The 15,261-nt window shown below is 72.5% G+C and carries 15 protein-coding genes; 9 read left to right on the forward strand and 6 right to left on the reverse strand.

Features of this window, described 5'->3' with window-relative positions:
- Positions 1–142: 142 nt before the first annotated feature.
- From ABD191_RS14600 to ABD191_RS14615, 4 genes are all read right to left on the reverse strand, one after another.
- Entirely contained in the window at positions 143–1,342 is a 1,200-nt protein-coding gene (locus ABD191_RS14600) for an acyltransferase family protein (protein WP_344081696.1), read from the reverse strand.
- A gap of 87 nt (positions 1,343–1,429) precedes the next feature.
- Complete coding sequence (locus ABD191_RS14605; RefSeq protein ID WP_344081699.1) at positions 1,430–1,816, reverse strand: hypothetical protein; 387 nt, start codon at positions 1,814–1,816, stop codon at positions 1,430–1,432.
- A gap of 96 nt (positions 1,817–1,912) precedes the next feature.
- Positions 1,913–2,869, reverse strand: coding sequence for an anti-sigma factor RsbA family regulatory protein (locus ABD191_RS14610; RefSeq protein WP_344081702.1), 957 nt, complete (start codon positions 2,867–2,869; stop codon positions 1,913–1,915).
- Positions 2,869–3,822: an MEDS domain-containing protein gene (locus ABD191_RS14615; RefSeq protein ID WP_344081705.1), complete on the reverse strand. Its 954-nt coding sequence runs from the start codon at positions 3,820–3,822 to the stop codon at positions 2,869–2,871. The genes ABD191_RS14610 and ABD191_RS14615 overlap by 1 nt, the downstream gene beginning before the upstream one ends.
- Here ABD191_RS14615 and ABD191_RS14620 point away from each other — a divergent pair.
- Positions 3,806–4,237 (forward strand): response regulator, encoded by a 432-nt coding sequence (locus ABD191_RS14620; RefSeq protein ID WP_344081708.1) that lies wholly within the window; start codon positions 3,806–3,808, stop codon positions 4,235–4,237. The two genes, ABD191_RS14615 and ABD191_RS14620, sit on opposite strands and share 17 nt — an antisense overlap.
- A gap of 55 nt (positions 4,238–4,292) precedes the next feature.
- Here ABD191_RS14620 and ABD191_RS14625 read toward each other — a convergent pair whose 3' ends face one another.
- Both ABD191_RS14625 and ABD191_RS14630 read right to left on the reverse strand, forming a co-directional pair.
- Positions 4,293–6,419, reverse strand: coding sequence for a catalase (locus ABD191_RS14625; protein ID WP_344081711.1), 2,127 nt, complete (start codon positions 6,417–6,419; stop codon positions 4,293–4,295).
- Positions 6,419–6,979, reverse strand: a complete 561-nt coding sequence (locus ABD191_RS14630; RefSeq protein ID WP_344081714.1) for a hemerythrin domain-containing protein — start codon at positions 6,977–6,979, stop codon at positions 6,419–6,421. The genes ABD191_RS14625 and ABD191_RS14630 overlap by 1 nt, the downstream gene beginning before the upstream one ends.
- A gap of 183 nt (positions 6,980–7,162) precedes the next feature.
- Here ABD191_RS14630 and ABD191_RS14635 point away from each other — a divergent pair, with 183 nt between their 5' ends.
- From ABD191_RS14635 to ABD191_RS14670, 8 genes are all read left to right on the forward strand, one after another.
- Positions 7,163–7,891: a histidine phosphatase family protein gene (locus ABD191_RS14635; protein WP_344081717.1), complete on the forward strand. Its 729-nt coding sequence runs from the start codon at positions 7,163–7,165 to the stop codon at positions 7,889–7,891.
- Positions 7,875–8,741, forward strand: a complete 867-nt coding sequence (locus tag ABD191_RS14640; RefSeq protein ID WP_344081719.1) for an NAD(P)H-hydrate dehydratase — start codon at positions 7,875–7,877, stop codon at positions 8,739–8,741. Before ABD191_RS14635 ends, ABD191_RS14640 begins: the two co-directional genes overlap by 17 nt.
- Positions 8,742–8,810: 69 nt before the next feature.
- Entirely contained in the window at positions 8,811–9,194 is a 384-nt protein-coding gene (locus ABD191_RS14645; protein ID WP_344081722.1) for a nuclear transport factor 2 family protein, read from the forward strand.
- A 49-nt stretch (positions 9,195–9,243) separates the two neighbouring features.
- Positions 9,244–10,719, forward strand: a complete 1,476-nt coding sequence (locus tag ABD191_RS14650; protein WP_344081725.1) for an MFS transporter — start codon at positions 9,244–9,246, stop codon at positions 10,717–10,719.
- The gene (locus ABD191_RS14655) at positions 10,716–11,144 is read left to right on the forward strand and encodes a DUF2243 domain-containing protein (protein ID WP_344081728.1); all 429 of its coding nucleotides are present in this window, start codon (positions 10,716–10,718) and stop codon (positions 11,142–11,144) included. The genes ABD191_RS14650 and ABD191_RS14655 overlap by 4 nt, the downstream gene beginning before the upstream one ends.
- Positions 11,145–11,148: 4 nt before the next feature.
- On the forward strand, positions 11,149–11,970 hold the full coding sequence (locus ABD191_RS14660; RefSeq protein WP_344081731.1) for a cytochrome c oxidase assembly protein: 822 nt from the start codon (positions 11,149–11,151) through the stop codon (positions 11,968–11,970).
- Positions 11,939–12,886 carry a TIGR03557 family F420-dependent LLM class oxidoreductase gene (locus tag ABD191_RS14665; protein WP_344081734.1) on the forward strand — a complete coding sequence of 316 codons (948 nt, stop codon included), beginning with the start codon at positions 11,939–11,941 and terminating at the stop codon, positions 12,884–12,886. Before ABD191_RS14660 ends, ABD191_RS14665 begins: the two co-directional genes overlap by 32 nt.
- A gap of 8 nt (positions 12,887–12,894) precedes the next feature.
- Complete coding sequence (locus ABD191_RS14670; protein ID WP_344081737.1) at positions 12,895–15,216, forward strand: glycoside hydrolase family 31 protein; 2,322 nt, start codon at positions 12,895–12,897, stop codon at positions 15,214–15,216.
- The last annotated feature ends 45 nt before the right edge of the window (positions 15,217–15,261 follow it).

The following is a 15,261-nucleotide window of genomic DNA, read 5'->3' on the forward strand; positions in this document are numbered from 1 at the left end:
GGGTGATCGGGTGTCGGGGACCCGATCACCCTGGCACGCCCGGTGCGCTCCCCCGGTGAACAGCCGGAGAACTTCCCGCGTACCTACGGCCCGGGACGGCGGGGCGGGGCCTGAGCGGGCCCCGCCCCGGAGCTGGCGAGCGTCAGGGCCGCGGAGTTGGCGTGGTGCCACCGTCGCCAGCCGCAGCCGGCGGTGCCGGCCTGGCGGCCCGGCGCGGCGACAGCACGCGCATCATCGGGCGCTCCACCCCGTGGTAGAGGGCCACCGCGGCCGCGAAGGACAGCGCGAACAGGGCCGCCGTGCCGGCCACGGCCGCGATCACGTCCACCCGCTCCGGCAGCATCCCGAACTCATGAAACGCCCGGATCACCAGCAGGTGGACCATGTAGAAGGCGAACGACAGCTCCCCGAGATAGACCATCCACCGTCGCGACCAGAGGGTCCGCGCGCCGCTGACGTCCGCGAGGGCGGCCGCCGGCAGCAGCAGCATCACCGGGACGATCACGGCCGGCGCGCGGCCGAGCGGGTCGGGCAGGAACATCCCGACCAGCATGGCCGCGCACAGGGCGGTCATGGCGGTCCGCAGGCCGGGCCCGCGCCACTGCCCGCGCTTCACCAGCAGCGCGAGCACCATGCCGAGGACGAACTCGAGCAGGCGCGGCGGTGGCCAGAAGTAGGTCAGCCACGACCGCAGGCCGCCGTGTTCCACCGCCATGATGGCGACCTGGTACGCGATGACGATCGCCGGTAGCGCCACCACGGCGATCCGCAACTGGCGCGTGGACAGCCGCAGGAGCCTGGGCAGGATGAACGGGAAGCACAGGTAGAAGAACAGCTCCGCGCACAGCGACCAGCTCAGCCCGTTGAGGGCGAACAGGACATGGCTGTCCGGCAGCCACACCTGGGTCAACGTGAGGTGTGCGAGGAGCTGGCCGGGCGTGACGGTGATGCCGACGGCCAGCGCCAGCGCGACCGCGCCGAGCATGGTCACCAGGTGGTTCGGATAGATCTTGGCGAGCCGCCGGCGGACGAAGGCCAGCTTGGTGTCGTTGCGGCGCGCCGACCAGGCCAGCACGAAGCCGGACAGCATGAAGAAGAACGTGACGCCCCACGCGCCCGCGAACTTCAGCAGCCGCCACGACCCGGACTCGACGGTCTGGGAGACGGCGAAATGCGGAGCCAGGTACTGCTCCAGGATGTGCTCACCGAACACGAGCAGGGCGGCCGCCCAGCGCATGCCGGTCAGGCTCGGCAGCCGGGACAGCGCCGACGCCGCCGGACCTGGCGGCGGGTCGGTGCGGTCGAGGTGGGCACGCGGGAGCGGCCCGGCGACGGTTGACATAGCGCGGGGGTCCTCAGGGGTCGATGGCACGCGGGGCGTGCGGCGGGCACGACGGCGGACCGGCCCGCGAGGGCCGGCGCGGTCGGCTCAGGTACGACTGACGCAGATGAGGACGTGGATGGGCGGGCGGGGAGGCGGCTCGACTGCGGGTGCGGCGACCCCGGACGCGCCGACCGTACGGGCGCGGCCCGCGATCGCGACGGACACGTCCCCGGAGGTTTCCGGGATGCCGTCGGTGAGGTCGAGGGGCACGTGCACCCGGGTATGGCCGTGTTCGCCGGACTGCCGCTCCCCGCCGGCGCAGTCGGCCGCGAGGTCGTCCGTGTCGAGGGTCGACGCGATCGACCAGCCGTGCGGCTGCGCACCGTGACCGTGGGCCGGCGCGGTCGACAGGATCGGGCCGTGCACCACCCAGACGGCGGCGGCGATCGCGCAGGCGAGGGCGACCCGACGGAGGACCGTCGTTATGATCACCATTTCCCACCCGCCCCGCACACAGCCAGCCGCCCGACCGTACCTGGCGGGTCCGCCGGTCGTCATGCCCGGGTCGTGTTCTCTACAAACCCCGCCCTAGTCAGCGGTGGAGCCGCCAGCGGTGAGCCGGATCGCGAAGCCGGTGTCCCGCCGGTCGAGCGTGACGTGGTCGCACAGCTGGTGGGTCAGCCACAGGCCCAGGCCGCCCGGCTCTCCGTCGCTGCGCGGCAGCAGGCCGGCGTAGGGATCTTTCGGGCCGGGCCCCTGGTCACTCACCGTGACCACGATCCGGTCCGCACCGGCCCACAGCCTCAGGCGTACGGGCGCCTGACCGTACGCGATCGCGTTCGTGACGATCTCGCTGACCGCGACGACCAGGTTGTCCACCGCGCCGGCCGGCAGCGTGCCCGGATCGGCGGCGACCACCGCCTGACGCGCGCTCGCCGGCAGCGGGTCGGTCAGCTCGACGACCGGCCGGCCGCGCTGGATCGGGTCGTCCGCCGGCGGCCGCGACTCCATCAGGAAGGCGGCCGGCTCCGTGTAGGACGGGCTGGGCCGGTGTCCGCCCGGCTCGGCGACCCACGGGTGCGTGCGGGCGACCTCGCGGAGCACGTGTTCCGGAGTCTGCTCGGCGTGGTACGCGCACATGCTCCACAGCGGGAAGTCGTCGTACGCGTGGTTGATCGCCGACTCGTACCGGGACCACCAGTCCCAGGTCCGCCCGAACATCCAGGGCGACAGCTCGCCGATGATGCGGATCTGCCCGGCCCCGGCGGCGACGTGGCCGGCCAGCAACGCCCGGTATGCCCGGATCGCACTGGCGGGGCGCGCGTACATCTCGCCGCCGGCGAGATAGGTGATGCCGGGGTTGCCGCCGGTCGCCTCCCGGACGAGGCCGGCGTGCTCCTCGCCGAGGGCCACCATGGTCGGCTCGCCCGCCGCCACGCCGCCCAGCAGGAACGGCACCGCGACCGCGAGCAGTTCATCCGCACAGCGGTAGTACACGGCCTCGTGGAAATAGCCCGTGTGACCGGCGGCGATACCCGATCTCATCACTCGCCCTCTACCCGCACATGGCGCAGTTCAAGCAGGTCAATGAGCCGGGAAAGGTGCGGCTTGCGCGTACGGAGGACGAGTGTCGTCCCCCGGGTGGCGGCGAAGCGGGCCAGCACGAGCAGCGAGCGGTGGTCGATGAAGGCCAGCCTGGTGGCGTCCAGCACCAGTTCCCCGCGGACGATCAACGGCTCCACGCCGGCCAGGGCGGCGCAGAGCAGGTCGCTGGTCGTCATGTCGAGGTCGCCTGCGATGGCCGTGCCGCCGTCGGGGTTGGCGAAGATCCGGAAGGGCGCGCCGCTGTTACCGGCCGGGTGCACGCTCGCCAGCCGGGCGAGCGCCGTGGACGGCAGGTCGGCACGCCGGAAGGCGCACATCGCGGAGAACGGCTCGGCGGCCATGTACCGATCGACCAGCTGCTCGTACCGGACAAACTCGGCTAGGTTGGTCGGCTCGCGGACCACGGCCGTCACGTCCGCCGCGACGCGAAAGCCGGAGTATCCGTCCGCGAGCGCGACCTCGGTCGCCGCACGGCAGAGGTCCAGCTGGGTGACGAGGTCGAAGGACCTCCGGGTCTGGTCCACGACGTTCGCGATCGCCGCGCCGTCAGCCACAGCCCGCGCCACGCGGCCGTCAGTCAGCCATGCCTCGATGTCGCGCTCCGACCCCGCGAGGCAGACCCGCTCCCCCATGGCCAGGCCGCCGCGCAGGAACGCGTGGGCAGCCACCTGGAAATCCGCCGGCTCATCGAAAGTCCAGCACGCGTGATCGTGGGGGCCCAACGCCCGCACATCCGCCACCGTGCCGGTCGTCCGCATTCCGCCAGGGTAGCGCGTGTCCGGGGAGTGGTCCTCGGCACAAAGTGCGGGGAGGTATCCCGCGGCATGGCATACACTGTGGCCCCGCCCACGCACGTCACACGGTCCAGGAGCCTCAGTGGAGCCCATCGACATTCTTCTGGTCGAGGACGACCCTGTTGAGGTCCTGCTCGCCCGCGAGGCGTTCGAGGACTTCAAGCTGCGCAACCACGTCGTCGCGCTCGGCGACGGCCGAGCCGCCCTGGCCTACCTGAACCGGACCGGGCCCTACCGGGACGTCCGGCTGCCCGGGCTCATCCTGCTCGACCTCAACCTTCCCGGCCTCGACGGTCGCGAGCTGCTGGAGCGCCTGGCGGCCGACCCGGTGCTGGCGGCGATCCCGGTGGTGGTGCTGACCAGCTCCCTGGCCGAGCGCGACATCCTGCGGGCCCGCCGCCTGCGCGTGACCGACTACATGATCAAGCCGGTCGACTTCCACCGCATCGTCGACGTGGTGCGCCACGTGGAGCAGCTCGGCTTCGCGGTGCTCCGCACGGCCGCGACCGGCTAGCAGCTCCGCCCGGCTACGGGTCCGGGCGGGCGCGTAGCCCACCCGGACCCGCGGCTCAGGCGGCGATCCCGTCCACCGGGCGGTCGTAGTGCCGGTGCCGGGCGATCGCGTCGACGAGCCCCGCGATGAACTCACCGTCCGCGTCGGCGCCGGGAGCCACGAAGAGTACGCCGTCGAGCGCGGCCGCGATCGGCTTGCTGGCCGGCTCGGTGGCCCGGTCGGACGGCTCGAACACGGGCAGCCGCGCCGCCTGCACGACCTGGTCTCCCGTGCCGAGTATGCCCAGCGGCTTGCAGTGCTTGTACGCCTCGGCCACGAAGTGCACCGCGTACCCGTCGTTGACCAGCGCCTCCGCCCCGTCGGCAACCACGACGGCGTCGTAGAGCACCGACGAGACCGTGTTCATGGCCCGGTCCACCGGGAGCAGTTCGCCGGACGCGGTCGTCACCGCGCCGTCCACCGGCGCCAGCAACTCGACCACGGCGCCCGCGTCGGTGAGCCCCGCCCGGGTGGCCTGGAGACTCTCCGCCAACACACCGTTGCCCACGAGCACGGCGACCTTGCGCCCCTGCGCCCCCGCGCTGCCGGGCATGCTGGCCTGGCTGAGCGCCGGCGACACCCGGCCGTGGTTGGCGTGCGTCTCGGTCGGGGCGGCGACCCCGATGCCCGCGGCGACCGACACGGCGAGCGTGTGGTCGATCTGGTTGAGGTGCTCCACCATCCGCTCGCGCACGTGCATGGCGTTGACCTTGCCCAGCTCGAACTTGTACGCCGCGATGATGTGTTCCTTCTCCCAGGCGCTCATGCTGTTCCAGAACAGCGTGGCCTGGCTGTAGTGGTCGGCGAACGTCTCGGGCCGCCGGCGCGCCTTCACCCCCTCCACGCGCTCGGGGTAGTGCACGAACCCGCCCCCGGCCGCGCCGGGCACGACCGGGCAGCCGCCGCCGAGCGAGTTGGGGGTGTAGTTGGCCTGGCCCAGCGGGATCTGGTGCTGGTGGAACCCGTCCTGCTGGTGGTTCGTCACGGGCGCCACCGGCTGGTTGATCGGGATCTGCGCGAAGTTGGGGCCGCCCAGCCGGGTGAGCTGGGTGTCCAGGTAGGAGAACGCGCGGGCGAGCAGCATGGGGTCGTCGGAGAAGTCGATCCCCGGCACCAGGTTGCTGACGCAGAAGGCCACCTGCTCGGTCTCGGCGAAGAAGTTGTCCGGGTTGCGGTTGAGCACCAGCCGCCCCACCGGCGTGACCGGCACGACCTCCTCCGGTATGAGTTTGGTGTCGTCGAGCAGGTCGATGCCCTCGAAGGCGAACTCCTGGTCCTCCGGGATGAGCTGCACACCCAGCTCGTACTCCGGGAAGTTGCCGGCCTCGATGGCCTCCCAGAGGTCGCGGCGGTTGAAGTCCGGGTCCTTGCCGGAGATCTTCTGCGCCTCGTCCCAGACCAGGGAGTGCACGCCGGCGACCGGGGTCCAGTGCCACTTCACGAACGTGGCCTGGCCGTCGGCGTTGACCAGCCGGTACGTGTTCACGCCGAAGCCCTGCATCGTGCGGTAGCTGCGGGGGATGGCCCGGTCCGACATCAGCCAGATGACGTGGTGCATGGTCTCGGGCTGCAGGGACACGAAGTCCCAGAACGTGTCGTGCGCCGACGCCGCCTGCGGCATCTCGTGGTGCGGCTCCGGCTTCACCGCGTGGATGACGTCCGGGAACTTGATGCCGTCCTGGATGAAGAAGACCGGCATGTTGTTGCCGACGAGGTCGAAGTTGCCCTGGTCGGTGTAGAACTTCGTGGCGAACCCGCGCACGTCGCGCGGGGTGTCCGTGGAGCCGCGCGAGCCCTGCACGGTCGAGAACCGCACGAACGTCGGCGTCTGCGCGGACGGGTCGGTGAGGAACCGCGCCGTGGTGTACGGCGCGAGCGCGTCGCCGTACGGCTGGAAGTAGCCGTGCGCGCCGGAGCCGCGGGCGTGCACCACCCGCTCCGGGATGCGCTCGTGGTCGAAGCGCATCAGCTTCTCGCGGAAGTGGAAGTCCTCGAGCAGGCTCGGGCCCCGAGGCGTGACCCGCAGGGTGTTGTCCGTGTCCTCAACCCGGATGGCCTGGTCGGTGGTCAGCTCGCCATCCGACTTGTCCATCCGGTGGGGCGCCAGCTGGGCGTCCTTGGGGTTGTCGTTCTTGCGCGCCATCAGGCCCCCTTGGTCGCGTCGCGCAGCGCGTCCCGGACCCGGTCGAAGACCGCCAGCGGCGGTCCCAGGAGCAGGTTCGCGGACGCCTTCGGCGGAACATTCGGGTGTGGGCGGGTGGGCGACATCGCGGAGACGGCCCGCATCGACGCCGTCAGCTTCTCCAGGCGGTCGGCGTCGACGACCTCCCGCAGCCGGGAGAACTCGAACTCCTCCTCGGCCTCCGCGTGGGCGGTGACCGCGTCGCGCAGCATGGTCAGCCGCAGGTCGAAGTCGGGATGATCCACCCCCAGGTCGTACAGCTTGGCCAGCTCCTCCTTGGCCTCCTGCTCCTCGGCCAGGCGCGGCGGCACCACGTCCTCGCCGTCGGGCAGCTTGTCCTCGGCGAGCGGGTGCACGAGCGACTCCTCGACGCTCTCGTGGACCGCGAGCAGCCCGACCAGCTCGTGGAACAGCTCCTCCTTGTGCGGGCCCTGGGCGGCCGCCACCTGGGCGAAGAGGGTCTTGATCTGTTGGTGCTGGGCGAGCAGGTTGTCGACGATATCTTCCGCGGCAGTCGTCATGACGCCTCCAGGTGCACGGGCAACTGGCCAGCACGACGACCGGCCAAATTGCCATAAGACGGGCATAATCGGTGAGTAATGCAACCACTACCCCGCACCGACCACGCCAAACGCCTCTAATCCAGAATCATTCCAATCAGCCGTACCGTTAGCCCGGCCGGTCGCGCGGGTACGGAAGCCGGCATGGCCGAACTGGACTGGCTGGGCATCGTCCGGCACGGCGAGAGCACCGGCAACGTCGCCGCCCTGGCCGCCGAGACGGCGGGTCTCGAGGTGATCGACATCGCGCTGCGCGACGCGGACGTGCCGTTGTCGCCCACCGGCCGCGACCAGGCGGCCGCGGTCGGCCGGTGGCTGTCGGACCTGCCGGCCGGTGACCGGCCCGAGGTCGTGGTCGTCTCGACCTACGCGCGTGCCCGCGAGACCGCCGAACTCGCGGTGACCGGCCTCGGCATCCCGACCCTGGTGGACGAGCGGCTCCGCGACCGCGAACTCGGCGTGCTCGACCTGCTCACCAGCCATGGCGTGCGCGCCCGGCTGCCGGCCGAGGCGGACCGCCGGCACCGGCTGGGCAAGTTCTACTACCGACCGCCCGGCGGCGAGTCCTGGGCCGACGTCGTGCTGCGGCTGCGCGGCCTGCTGCGCGACCTGCGCGCCGACCACCCGGGCGGCCGGGTGCTGCTGGTCGCGCACGAGGCCCTGGTCCTGCTCACGCGCTATCTCGTGGAACAGCTGACCGAGGAGCAGTTGATGGCGATCACGCGGGCCACCACCATCGCCAACGCCTCCCTCACCAGTTGGCGCCGCGACGGCGACCGGCTCTCGCCCGAACGGTTCAACTCGATCGCCCACCTGCGCCGCGAGGGCGCCCGACCTACCCGTCAGGAGGACGTCAGTGCCGAACCCGTCTGAGGAGGTCATCACGCCACGGCTGCTCGGCGACTGGGCACTGCCCCATCCGGGCGGCGGCAAGGAGTCGCGCGGCACGGTGCTCGTCGCGGGCGGCTCCCGGTACACCCCGGGCGCCGTGCTTCTCGCCGGGGTGGCCGCGCTGCGGGCCGGCGCGGGCCGGCTGCAACTCGCCGTGGCCGAGACCACCGCGCCCGCGCTCAGCATCGCCGTACCCGAGGCCAAGGTCGTGGGCCTGCCGGAGACCGACCAGGGATCGGTCGCCGGCGACGTGCCCGACGCCCTGCTCGAGCTGGCCGGGCAGGCCGATGTCATCGCGCTCGGGCCCGGCCTGGACAACATCGACGAGACGGCCGTCCTCGTGCGCCGGGTGCTCAGCGCGGCGGCCAGCGGCACACCGCTCGTGCTCGACGCGTACGCCCTCGGCGCGCTGAGCAAGGAACCAGGGCTGGTCGCCGACCACGCCGGGCACGTGGTGCTGACGCCGAACCGCACCGAGGCGGCCCACCTGCTCGGCCGCGAGCTCGCGGACGACCTCGCCCGGGAGGCGGCCGAACTGGCCGAGCGCTACGGGGCGGTCGTCACCCTCTTCGGCCACGTCGCGGCCCCGGACGGCCGGCGGTGGCGCGACGAGAACGGCGACCCGGGCCTGGGCACCTCGGGCAGCGGCGATGTGCGCACCGGCATCGTCGCCGGCCTGCTCGGCCGCGGCGCGGACCCGGCCCAGGCCACCTGCTGGGGCACCTACGTGCACGCCGCCGCCGGCCGACGCCTCGGGCCCCGCCACGGTGGCACCGGATATCTCGCCCGTGAGCTGGTCGACGAGGTGGCGGCCACGATCGCCACGGTGTGACGCACCGTCCTCGGGGCTCCCTCACGTACGCTCATGGTTGTTAATCGATGGGTGGATGGGGAGGTTCCGGTGGTCGATGACCCGCGGGTCGTGGCTCTACGGGTGGCGGAGCGGCGGCTGCAGGCCGCGCAGCTGGCGTCCAACGTGAAACTCCTCGACGAGCTCATCGACGATCGGCTCATCTTCACGGGCCCGGACGGAGCGCTCTACCGCAAGTCGGACGACCTGTACGCGCACGGCTCGGGCCACCAGGTCATGTCCCGCGTGGACGAGGAGCAGATCACCGCGCTCGTCGTCGGCGACACCGGCGTCACCTGGTTCCTCGGCACGGTCGCCGGGACGATCGCGGGCGAGCCGTTCGAGGAGCGGGTCCGCTACACCCGCACGTGGGCGTACGACAGCCGGACCGGTTGGCGGCTGATCGCCGCGCACGTGAGCGCCGCCGGGGCCTGAGCCGTTTCAACCTCGTCACTCCGGGAACGTGGGGTCCCAGGAGGCGACGATGGCGACACGCGAGCTGGGAACGATCGAAACGGATGTGCCGGCGCGGCTGGACCGGCTGCCGTGGGCCCGCTGGCACTGGCTGATCGTCATCGGCCTGGGGACGGTGTGGATCCTCGACGGGCTCGAGGTCACGATCGTCGGCAACCTCTCCGGCCGGCTCTCGGAGCCCGGCAGCGGACTCGACATCACCCAGTCACAGGTCACCGGTATCGGCGGCGCCCTCTACGTGGCGGGCGCGTGCGCGGGCGCGTTGTTCTTCGGCTGGCTCACCGACCGGTTCGGCCGCAAGAAGCTCTTCCTGATCACGCTGGCCGTCTACCTCGTCGCCACCGCCATGACCGCGCTGTCGTTCGACGCCTGGTGGTTCTTCCTGTTCCGGTTCCTCACGGGCTTCGGCATCGGCGGGGAGTACGCGGCGATCAACTCCGCGATCGACGAGCTGATCCCGGCCCGGTTCCGCGGCCGCGTCGACATCGTCATCAACGGCACGTACTGGTTCGGCGCGTTCGCCGGCGCGCTCCTGACGGTCCCGCTGCTCACCGCGCTACCGGTGAACGTGGGCTGGCGTGTCGCCTTCGGACTGGGCGTCGTACTCGGCCTCGCGATCATCATCGTGCGCCGGCACGTGCCGGAGAGCCCACGGTGGCTGTTCATCCACGGCCGCAACGCCGACGCCGAGCGGCTGGTGGACGGCATCGAGCGGGAGGTCGAGGCGGAGAAGGGCACCACACTGCCGCCGGCCCGGGGCAGCGTCACCATCCACCAGCGCCGGTCGACCGGGTTCGTCGAGATCGGGCGCACGCTGTTCCGGCGGTACCCCCGCCGCGCGGTGCTCGGGCTCGCCCTCTTCATCGGGCAGGCGTTCCTCTACAACGCGGTCACCTTCGGGTACGCCCAGATCCTGCAGACGTTCTTCGCCGTGCCGTCGGGGCACACCGGCTACTACTTCGCGGCCATCGCGCTGGGCAACCTGCTCGGTCCGCTGCTGCTCGGGCACCTCTTCGACACCCTCGGCCGGCGGATCATGATCTCCGGCACGTACCTGCTGTCGGGCGTGCTGCTGTTCGTCACCGCCTGGCTGTTCGGGATCGGGGCGCTCAGCGCGGTCACGATGACCGCCTGCTGGTGCGTGGTGCTCTTCTTCGCCTCGGCGGGCGCCAGCTCCGCGTACCTGACGGTCAGCGAGATCTTCCCGCTGGAGACGCGGGCCATGGCCATCGCGTTCTTCTACGCGATCGGCACGGCCGCCGGCGGCATCACCGGCCCGCTGCTGTTCGCCAAGCTCGTCGGCAGCGGCGAGGTGAGCCAGACGGTGGTGGCGTTCTGCGTCGGCGCGGCCCTCATGACGGCGGCCGGCCTGGTCGCCTGGTTCCTGGCGATCCGCGCCGAGCAGCGCAGCCTGGAGGACCTGGCGCGGCCGCTGAGCGCCGCCGATCCGGACGCGCCCACGACCACCCAGCTGGGGCGGGCATGACCGGGCGCTCCGTGGCGGCCGGCGCGCTCATCGGCGTCGGGGCGGCGGGATTCGTTGACGAGGTCGTGTTCCACCAACTGCTGCACTGGCACCACTTCTACGACAAGAGCACGCCGGCGGTCGGCCTGGTGTCGGACGGGCTGTTCCACGCGTTCAGCTGGTTCGCGGCCGTCATCGGGTTGGTCATGGTGGCCGACCTTGCCCGCCGACGCGGCCTGATGGCCCGCGCCCTGGCCGGCGGCGCGTTCACCGGCGCGGGCGCGTTCCAGCTGTACGACGGGACGATCCAGCACAAGCTGCTGCGGCTGCACCAGATCCGGTACGACGTCGACATCCGCCCGTACGACTGGACCTGGAACGTCATCGCGGTGGCGCTGATCCTGACCGGCCTCTGGTTCCTCTGGGCCGCCCGCCGGACCGCCTGAAGCGATGCACCACGACGTGGCGGGCCAGGCGGTCGCGGCTGTCGGTCTGCTTGCCGCCCTGGGGTACCACCTCGCGGCCACCCGGCTGCGCTCGCGCGGCGACCGGTGGCCGGTGCCCGCGCAGGCCGCCTTCCTCGTCGGCTGCCTGGCCCTCTGGCTCGCCGGGCTCGGCCCGGGCACCGACCACGGGACCAGCACGGACGCGATGGTGCGCCACCTGCTGCTCGGTATGGTCGCCCCGTTGCTGCTCGTGCTCGGCCGGCCGGTCACGCTGGCCCTGCGCGCGCTGCCCGCCGGCCCGGTCCGGCGCGGGTTCGTGCGGGCGCTGCACTCCGCCCCGGTGAGCGTGCTCGTGTGTCCGCCGGTCGCGGCAGTTTTGGACGCGGGCGGCATGTGGGTCCTGTTCCGGACCCCGCTGCCGGCGTGGGCGGCGTCGCGGCCGTGGCTGGCGCTGCTCGTCCACGCTCACGTACTGGGCGCGGGCCTGCTGTTCAGCGCCGCCGTCTGCCAGCTCGACCCGGTACGCCGCCGGTACGGCGTGGTGATGCGCGGGGCGGCGCTCGTCGCGGCGGCCGCCGCCCACGGCGTGCTCGCCAAGCTCCTCTGGGCACAGGCCGGCACGGTCGACGCCCGGCAGGCCGCCATGATCATGTACTACGGCGGCGACATCGTCGAGATCGCCCTGGCCGCCGTCCTCGCCGCCGGGTGGTACGCCGCCGGGGGCCGGGCCCTGCGCCGAGGTTCAGCGGGCGCGCGGTGTGGTACCGGATCAAGCCGCTGCCTGGAGGTGGCCCATGGTGACGATCGGTTACGCCCTGTCCAGTGAGGAGCATCCCGCCTCCGACCTCGTCCGCTACGCCGCCCGCGCGGAGGATGTCGGGTTCGGGTACGCCATGATCTCGGATCACTTCCACCCGTGGATCGGCGAGCAGGGGCAGAGCCCCTTCGTCTGGTCGGTGCTCGGCGGCATCGCGCAGGCGACCACCCACCTGCGGGTCGGCACGGGCGTGACCTGCCCGATCATGCGCTACCACCCGGCGATCGTGGCCCAGGCCGCCGCGACCGTGGCGACCATGATGCCCGGCCGGTTCATGCTCGGGGTCGGCACCGGCGAGGCGCTCAACGAGCACGTCGTGGCCCGCCGCTGGCCGGCGTACGAGGTGCGCGCCGCCATGCTGGCCGAGGCCGTGGACATCATGCGGCGCCTGTTCGCGGGCGACCAGGTGCGCCACTACGGCGAGCACTTCACGGTCGAGAACGCCCGCCTCTACTCCCGCCCGGACACCCCGCCGCCCATCCTCGTCGCGGCCGGCGCGCCCCGCGCCGCGCGGCTCGCGGCCCGCATCGGGGACGGCCTGGTCAACTACGCGCCCGACCCGGGCGTTGTCGAGGCGTTCGACCAGCCCGAGAAGCCGCGCCTCGTCCAGTACAACGTGTGCTGGGCGAAGGACGAGGCGCAGGCCCGGGCGACCGCCAGGCGGGTCTGCCCCACCGTGGCGCTGCCCGGGGAACTGGGCCAGCACCTGCCGGAGGTCGCCCACTACGAGCAGTTCGCCGGGACCGTGACGGAGGACCGGATCGCCGAGGTCATCGTCTGCGGCCCCGACCCCGAGCGGCACCTCGCCGGCATCCAGCGCTGCGTGGACGCCGGCTACGACCACGTCCACGTCGACCAGGTCGGTCCCGACCAGGAGGGCTTCTTCGCCTTCTACGAGCAGGAGATCCTGCCCAAGCTGCGCTAGGAGGGCCGATGACCGGTCGGCGGGACGATGCCGGAGGTGCCGGTGCGTTGCGTCGATGGTGGCGCGCGGGCCGGTCGGTTCTCCTGGAGTACGAGGACGCGACCCTGTCGGTGACGCACCTGACGGACGCCATCGCGCGCGTACGCGCCACGCCGGCCGACTTCCTGCCCCGCCGGCCCTGGTCGGCCACGCCGCCCGACGACGCGTTCCCGCCGGTCGAGGTCGCGGTGGAGGCCACCGGGGACGGTGTGACGGTCCGCTCCGGTGGCGGCCTGGCCGTGCACGCGGCGGCCACCGGGGCCCGGGTCGCCGTGCTCCACCGGGGTCAAACGATCATGATGGACGGCGACGGCGGCGGCCCGGCCTGGCACGCGGACGGTCGGGCCACCTGGACCCATCGGATGCCGCCGGACGAGAACTACCTGGGCTTCGGCGAGCGCACCGGCCTGCTCGACAAGCGCGGCCAGCGACTGGCCTGCTGGTGCACCGACCGGTACGAGTACCAGGGCGCCGGCGTGGACCCCCTGTACCAGGCCATCCCGTTCTACCTGGCCGTCGACGCCGCCGGCCGCAGCCACGGCGTGTACCTGCACAACACGTACCGCAGTGTTTTCGACCTGACCGCCCAGCGCGAGCAACGGCTGGTCATGGCGGTCGACGGCGGCGAGCTGGACTGGTACGTGATGGCCGGGCCCACGCCCGCCGAGGTGGTCACCCGGTTCACCCACCTGACCGGGCGGATGCCGCTGCCCCCGCGCTGGGCCCTGGGCTACCAGCAGGCCCGGTGGGGGTACGACTCGGCGGAGCGGATCCGGGCCGTCGCCGCCGACCTGCGCCGCCACGACATCCCGGCCGACGTGCTCTACCTCGACATCGACCACCAGGACGGCCTGCGCACGTTCACCTGGGACCCGGAGGCGTTCCCCGACCCGGCCGGGCTGGCGGCCGACCTCGCCGCCGACGGGTTCAAGCTGGCCGCCGTCGTCGACGTGGGCGTCAGCCACCAGCCCGAGGGCGGCTACGACGTGTTCGACGAGGGCCACCGCAAGGGCTACTTCCTCACCGAGGGCGACGGGCTGCTGCTGCGCCATGTGTGGCCGGGCCTGTGCGCGTTCCCGGACTTCGCGAGCCCGGCCGTACGCCAGTGGTGGGGCCGCTGGTACGCGAGCCTGCTCGACCGGGGCGTGCGCGGCGTCGTCAACGACATGAACGAGCCGGCCATGCACGACCTCCCGATGGACCACCCCGACAGCGCCCGGGTCGAACCGCCGCTGGACACCCCGCACGACCTCGACGCCGACCACGCCGAAGTGCACAACGTCTACGCCCTGCTGGAGAACGCGGCGACCGACGCGGCCCTGCGGGACCTGCGGCCCGACGAGCGGGTGCTGCGGCTGAGCAGGGCGGGCGGGACCGGCATCCAGCGGTACGCGGCCGTGTGGACCGGCGACAACGGCAGTTACTGGGAGCACCTGGAGATGTCCCTGCCGCAGCTGATGAACCTCGGCCTGTCCGGGGTGGCGTTCGCGGGCGCGGACATCGGCGGCTTCTTCGGCGACTGCGGCCCGGAGCTGCTGGCCCGCTGGTTCCAGTTGGGCTGCTGTTATCCGCTGGCCCGCAACCACTGCGCGCGCGGGCGGGCCGCGCAGGAGCCGTGGGTCTGGGGCGCGGAGACCCTCGACGCGTGCCGGGCGGCCGTGCGGCTGCGCTACCGGCTGCTGCCCTACCTCTACACGCTGCTCGCCGACGCGGCCGAGACCGGCTCGCCCGTGCTGCGGCCGTTGCTCTACCACTACCCCGCCGATCGTCGGGGCCGTCAGCTGGCCGATCAGGCGCTGCTCGGCCGGGACCTCCTGATCGCCCCCGTCCTGCGGCCCGGGGTCACCGCCCGCGCGGTCTACCTGCCGGCCGGACGCTGGTACGACACCCGCACCGGCGCGGTCCACGACGGCGGGCGCCATGTCCTGGTCGACGCGGCGATCGGCGACGGCCTGCCGCTGTTCGCCCGTGGCGGCGGCGTGGTGCCGTCCGGCCCGGTCGGCCGGTACGCGGACGAGCTGCCGCTGAACCCGCTCACCCTGGATGTCTATCCCGACCGGGACGGCGAGGCCGAGGGCGAGCTCTACGAGGACGACGGCGCGAGCATGGCCCACACGCGTGGCGTGCGGGCGCGTACCCGCTACTCCTACCGCGACGGCGTCCTGACCGCCCGACCGGTGGGCCTCCTCGACGCGCCGGCCCGGCTCGTGGTGGTCCGGGTGCACCACCCGACCGGCCCCGAACTGACCCGACTCATTGATGGGGGCAAATCATGGACAGTGCGCGCCTGACCGGCCCGGTCGTTATCCTTCCCATGATCACCGCGTTCCCGCTGT

This window comes from Luedemannella helvata (assembly GCF_039528415.1).
Classification (GTDB): domain Bacteria; phylum Actinomycetota; class Actinomycetes; order Mycobacteriales; family Micromonosporaceae; genus Luedemannella; species Luedemannella helvata.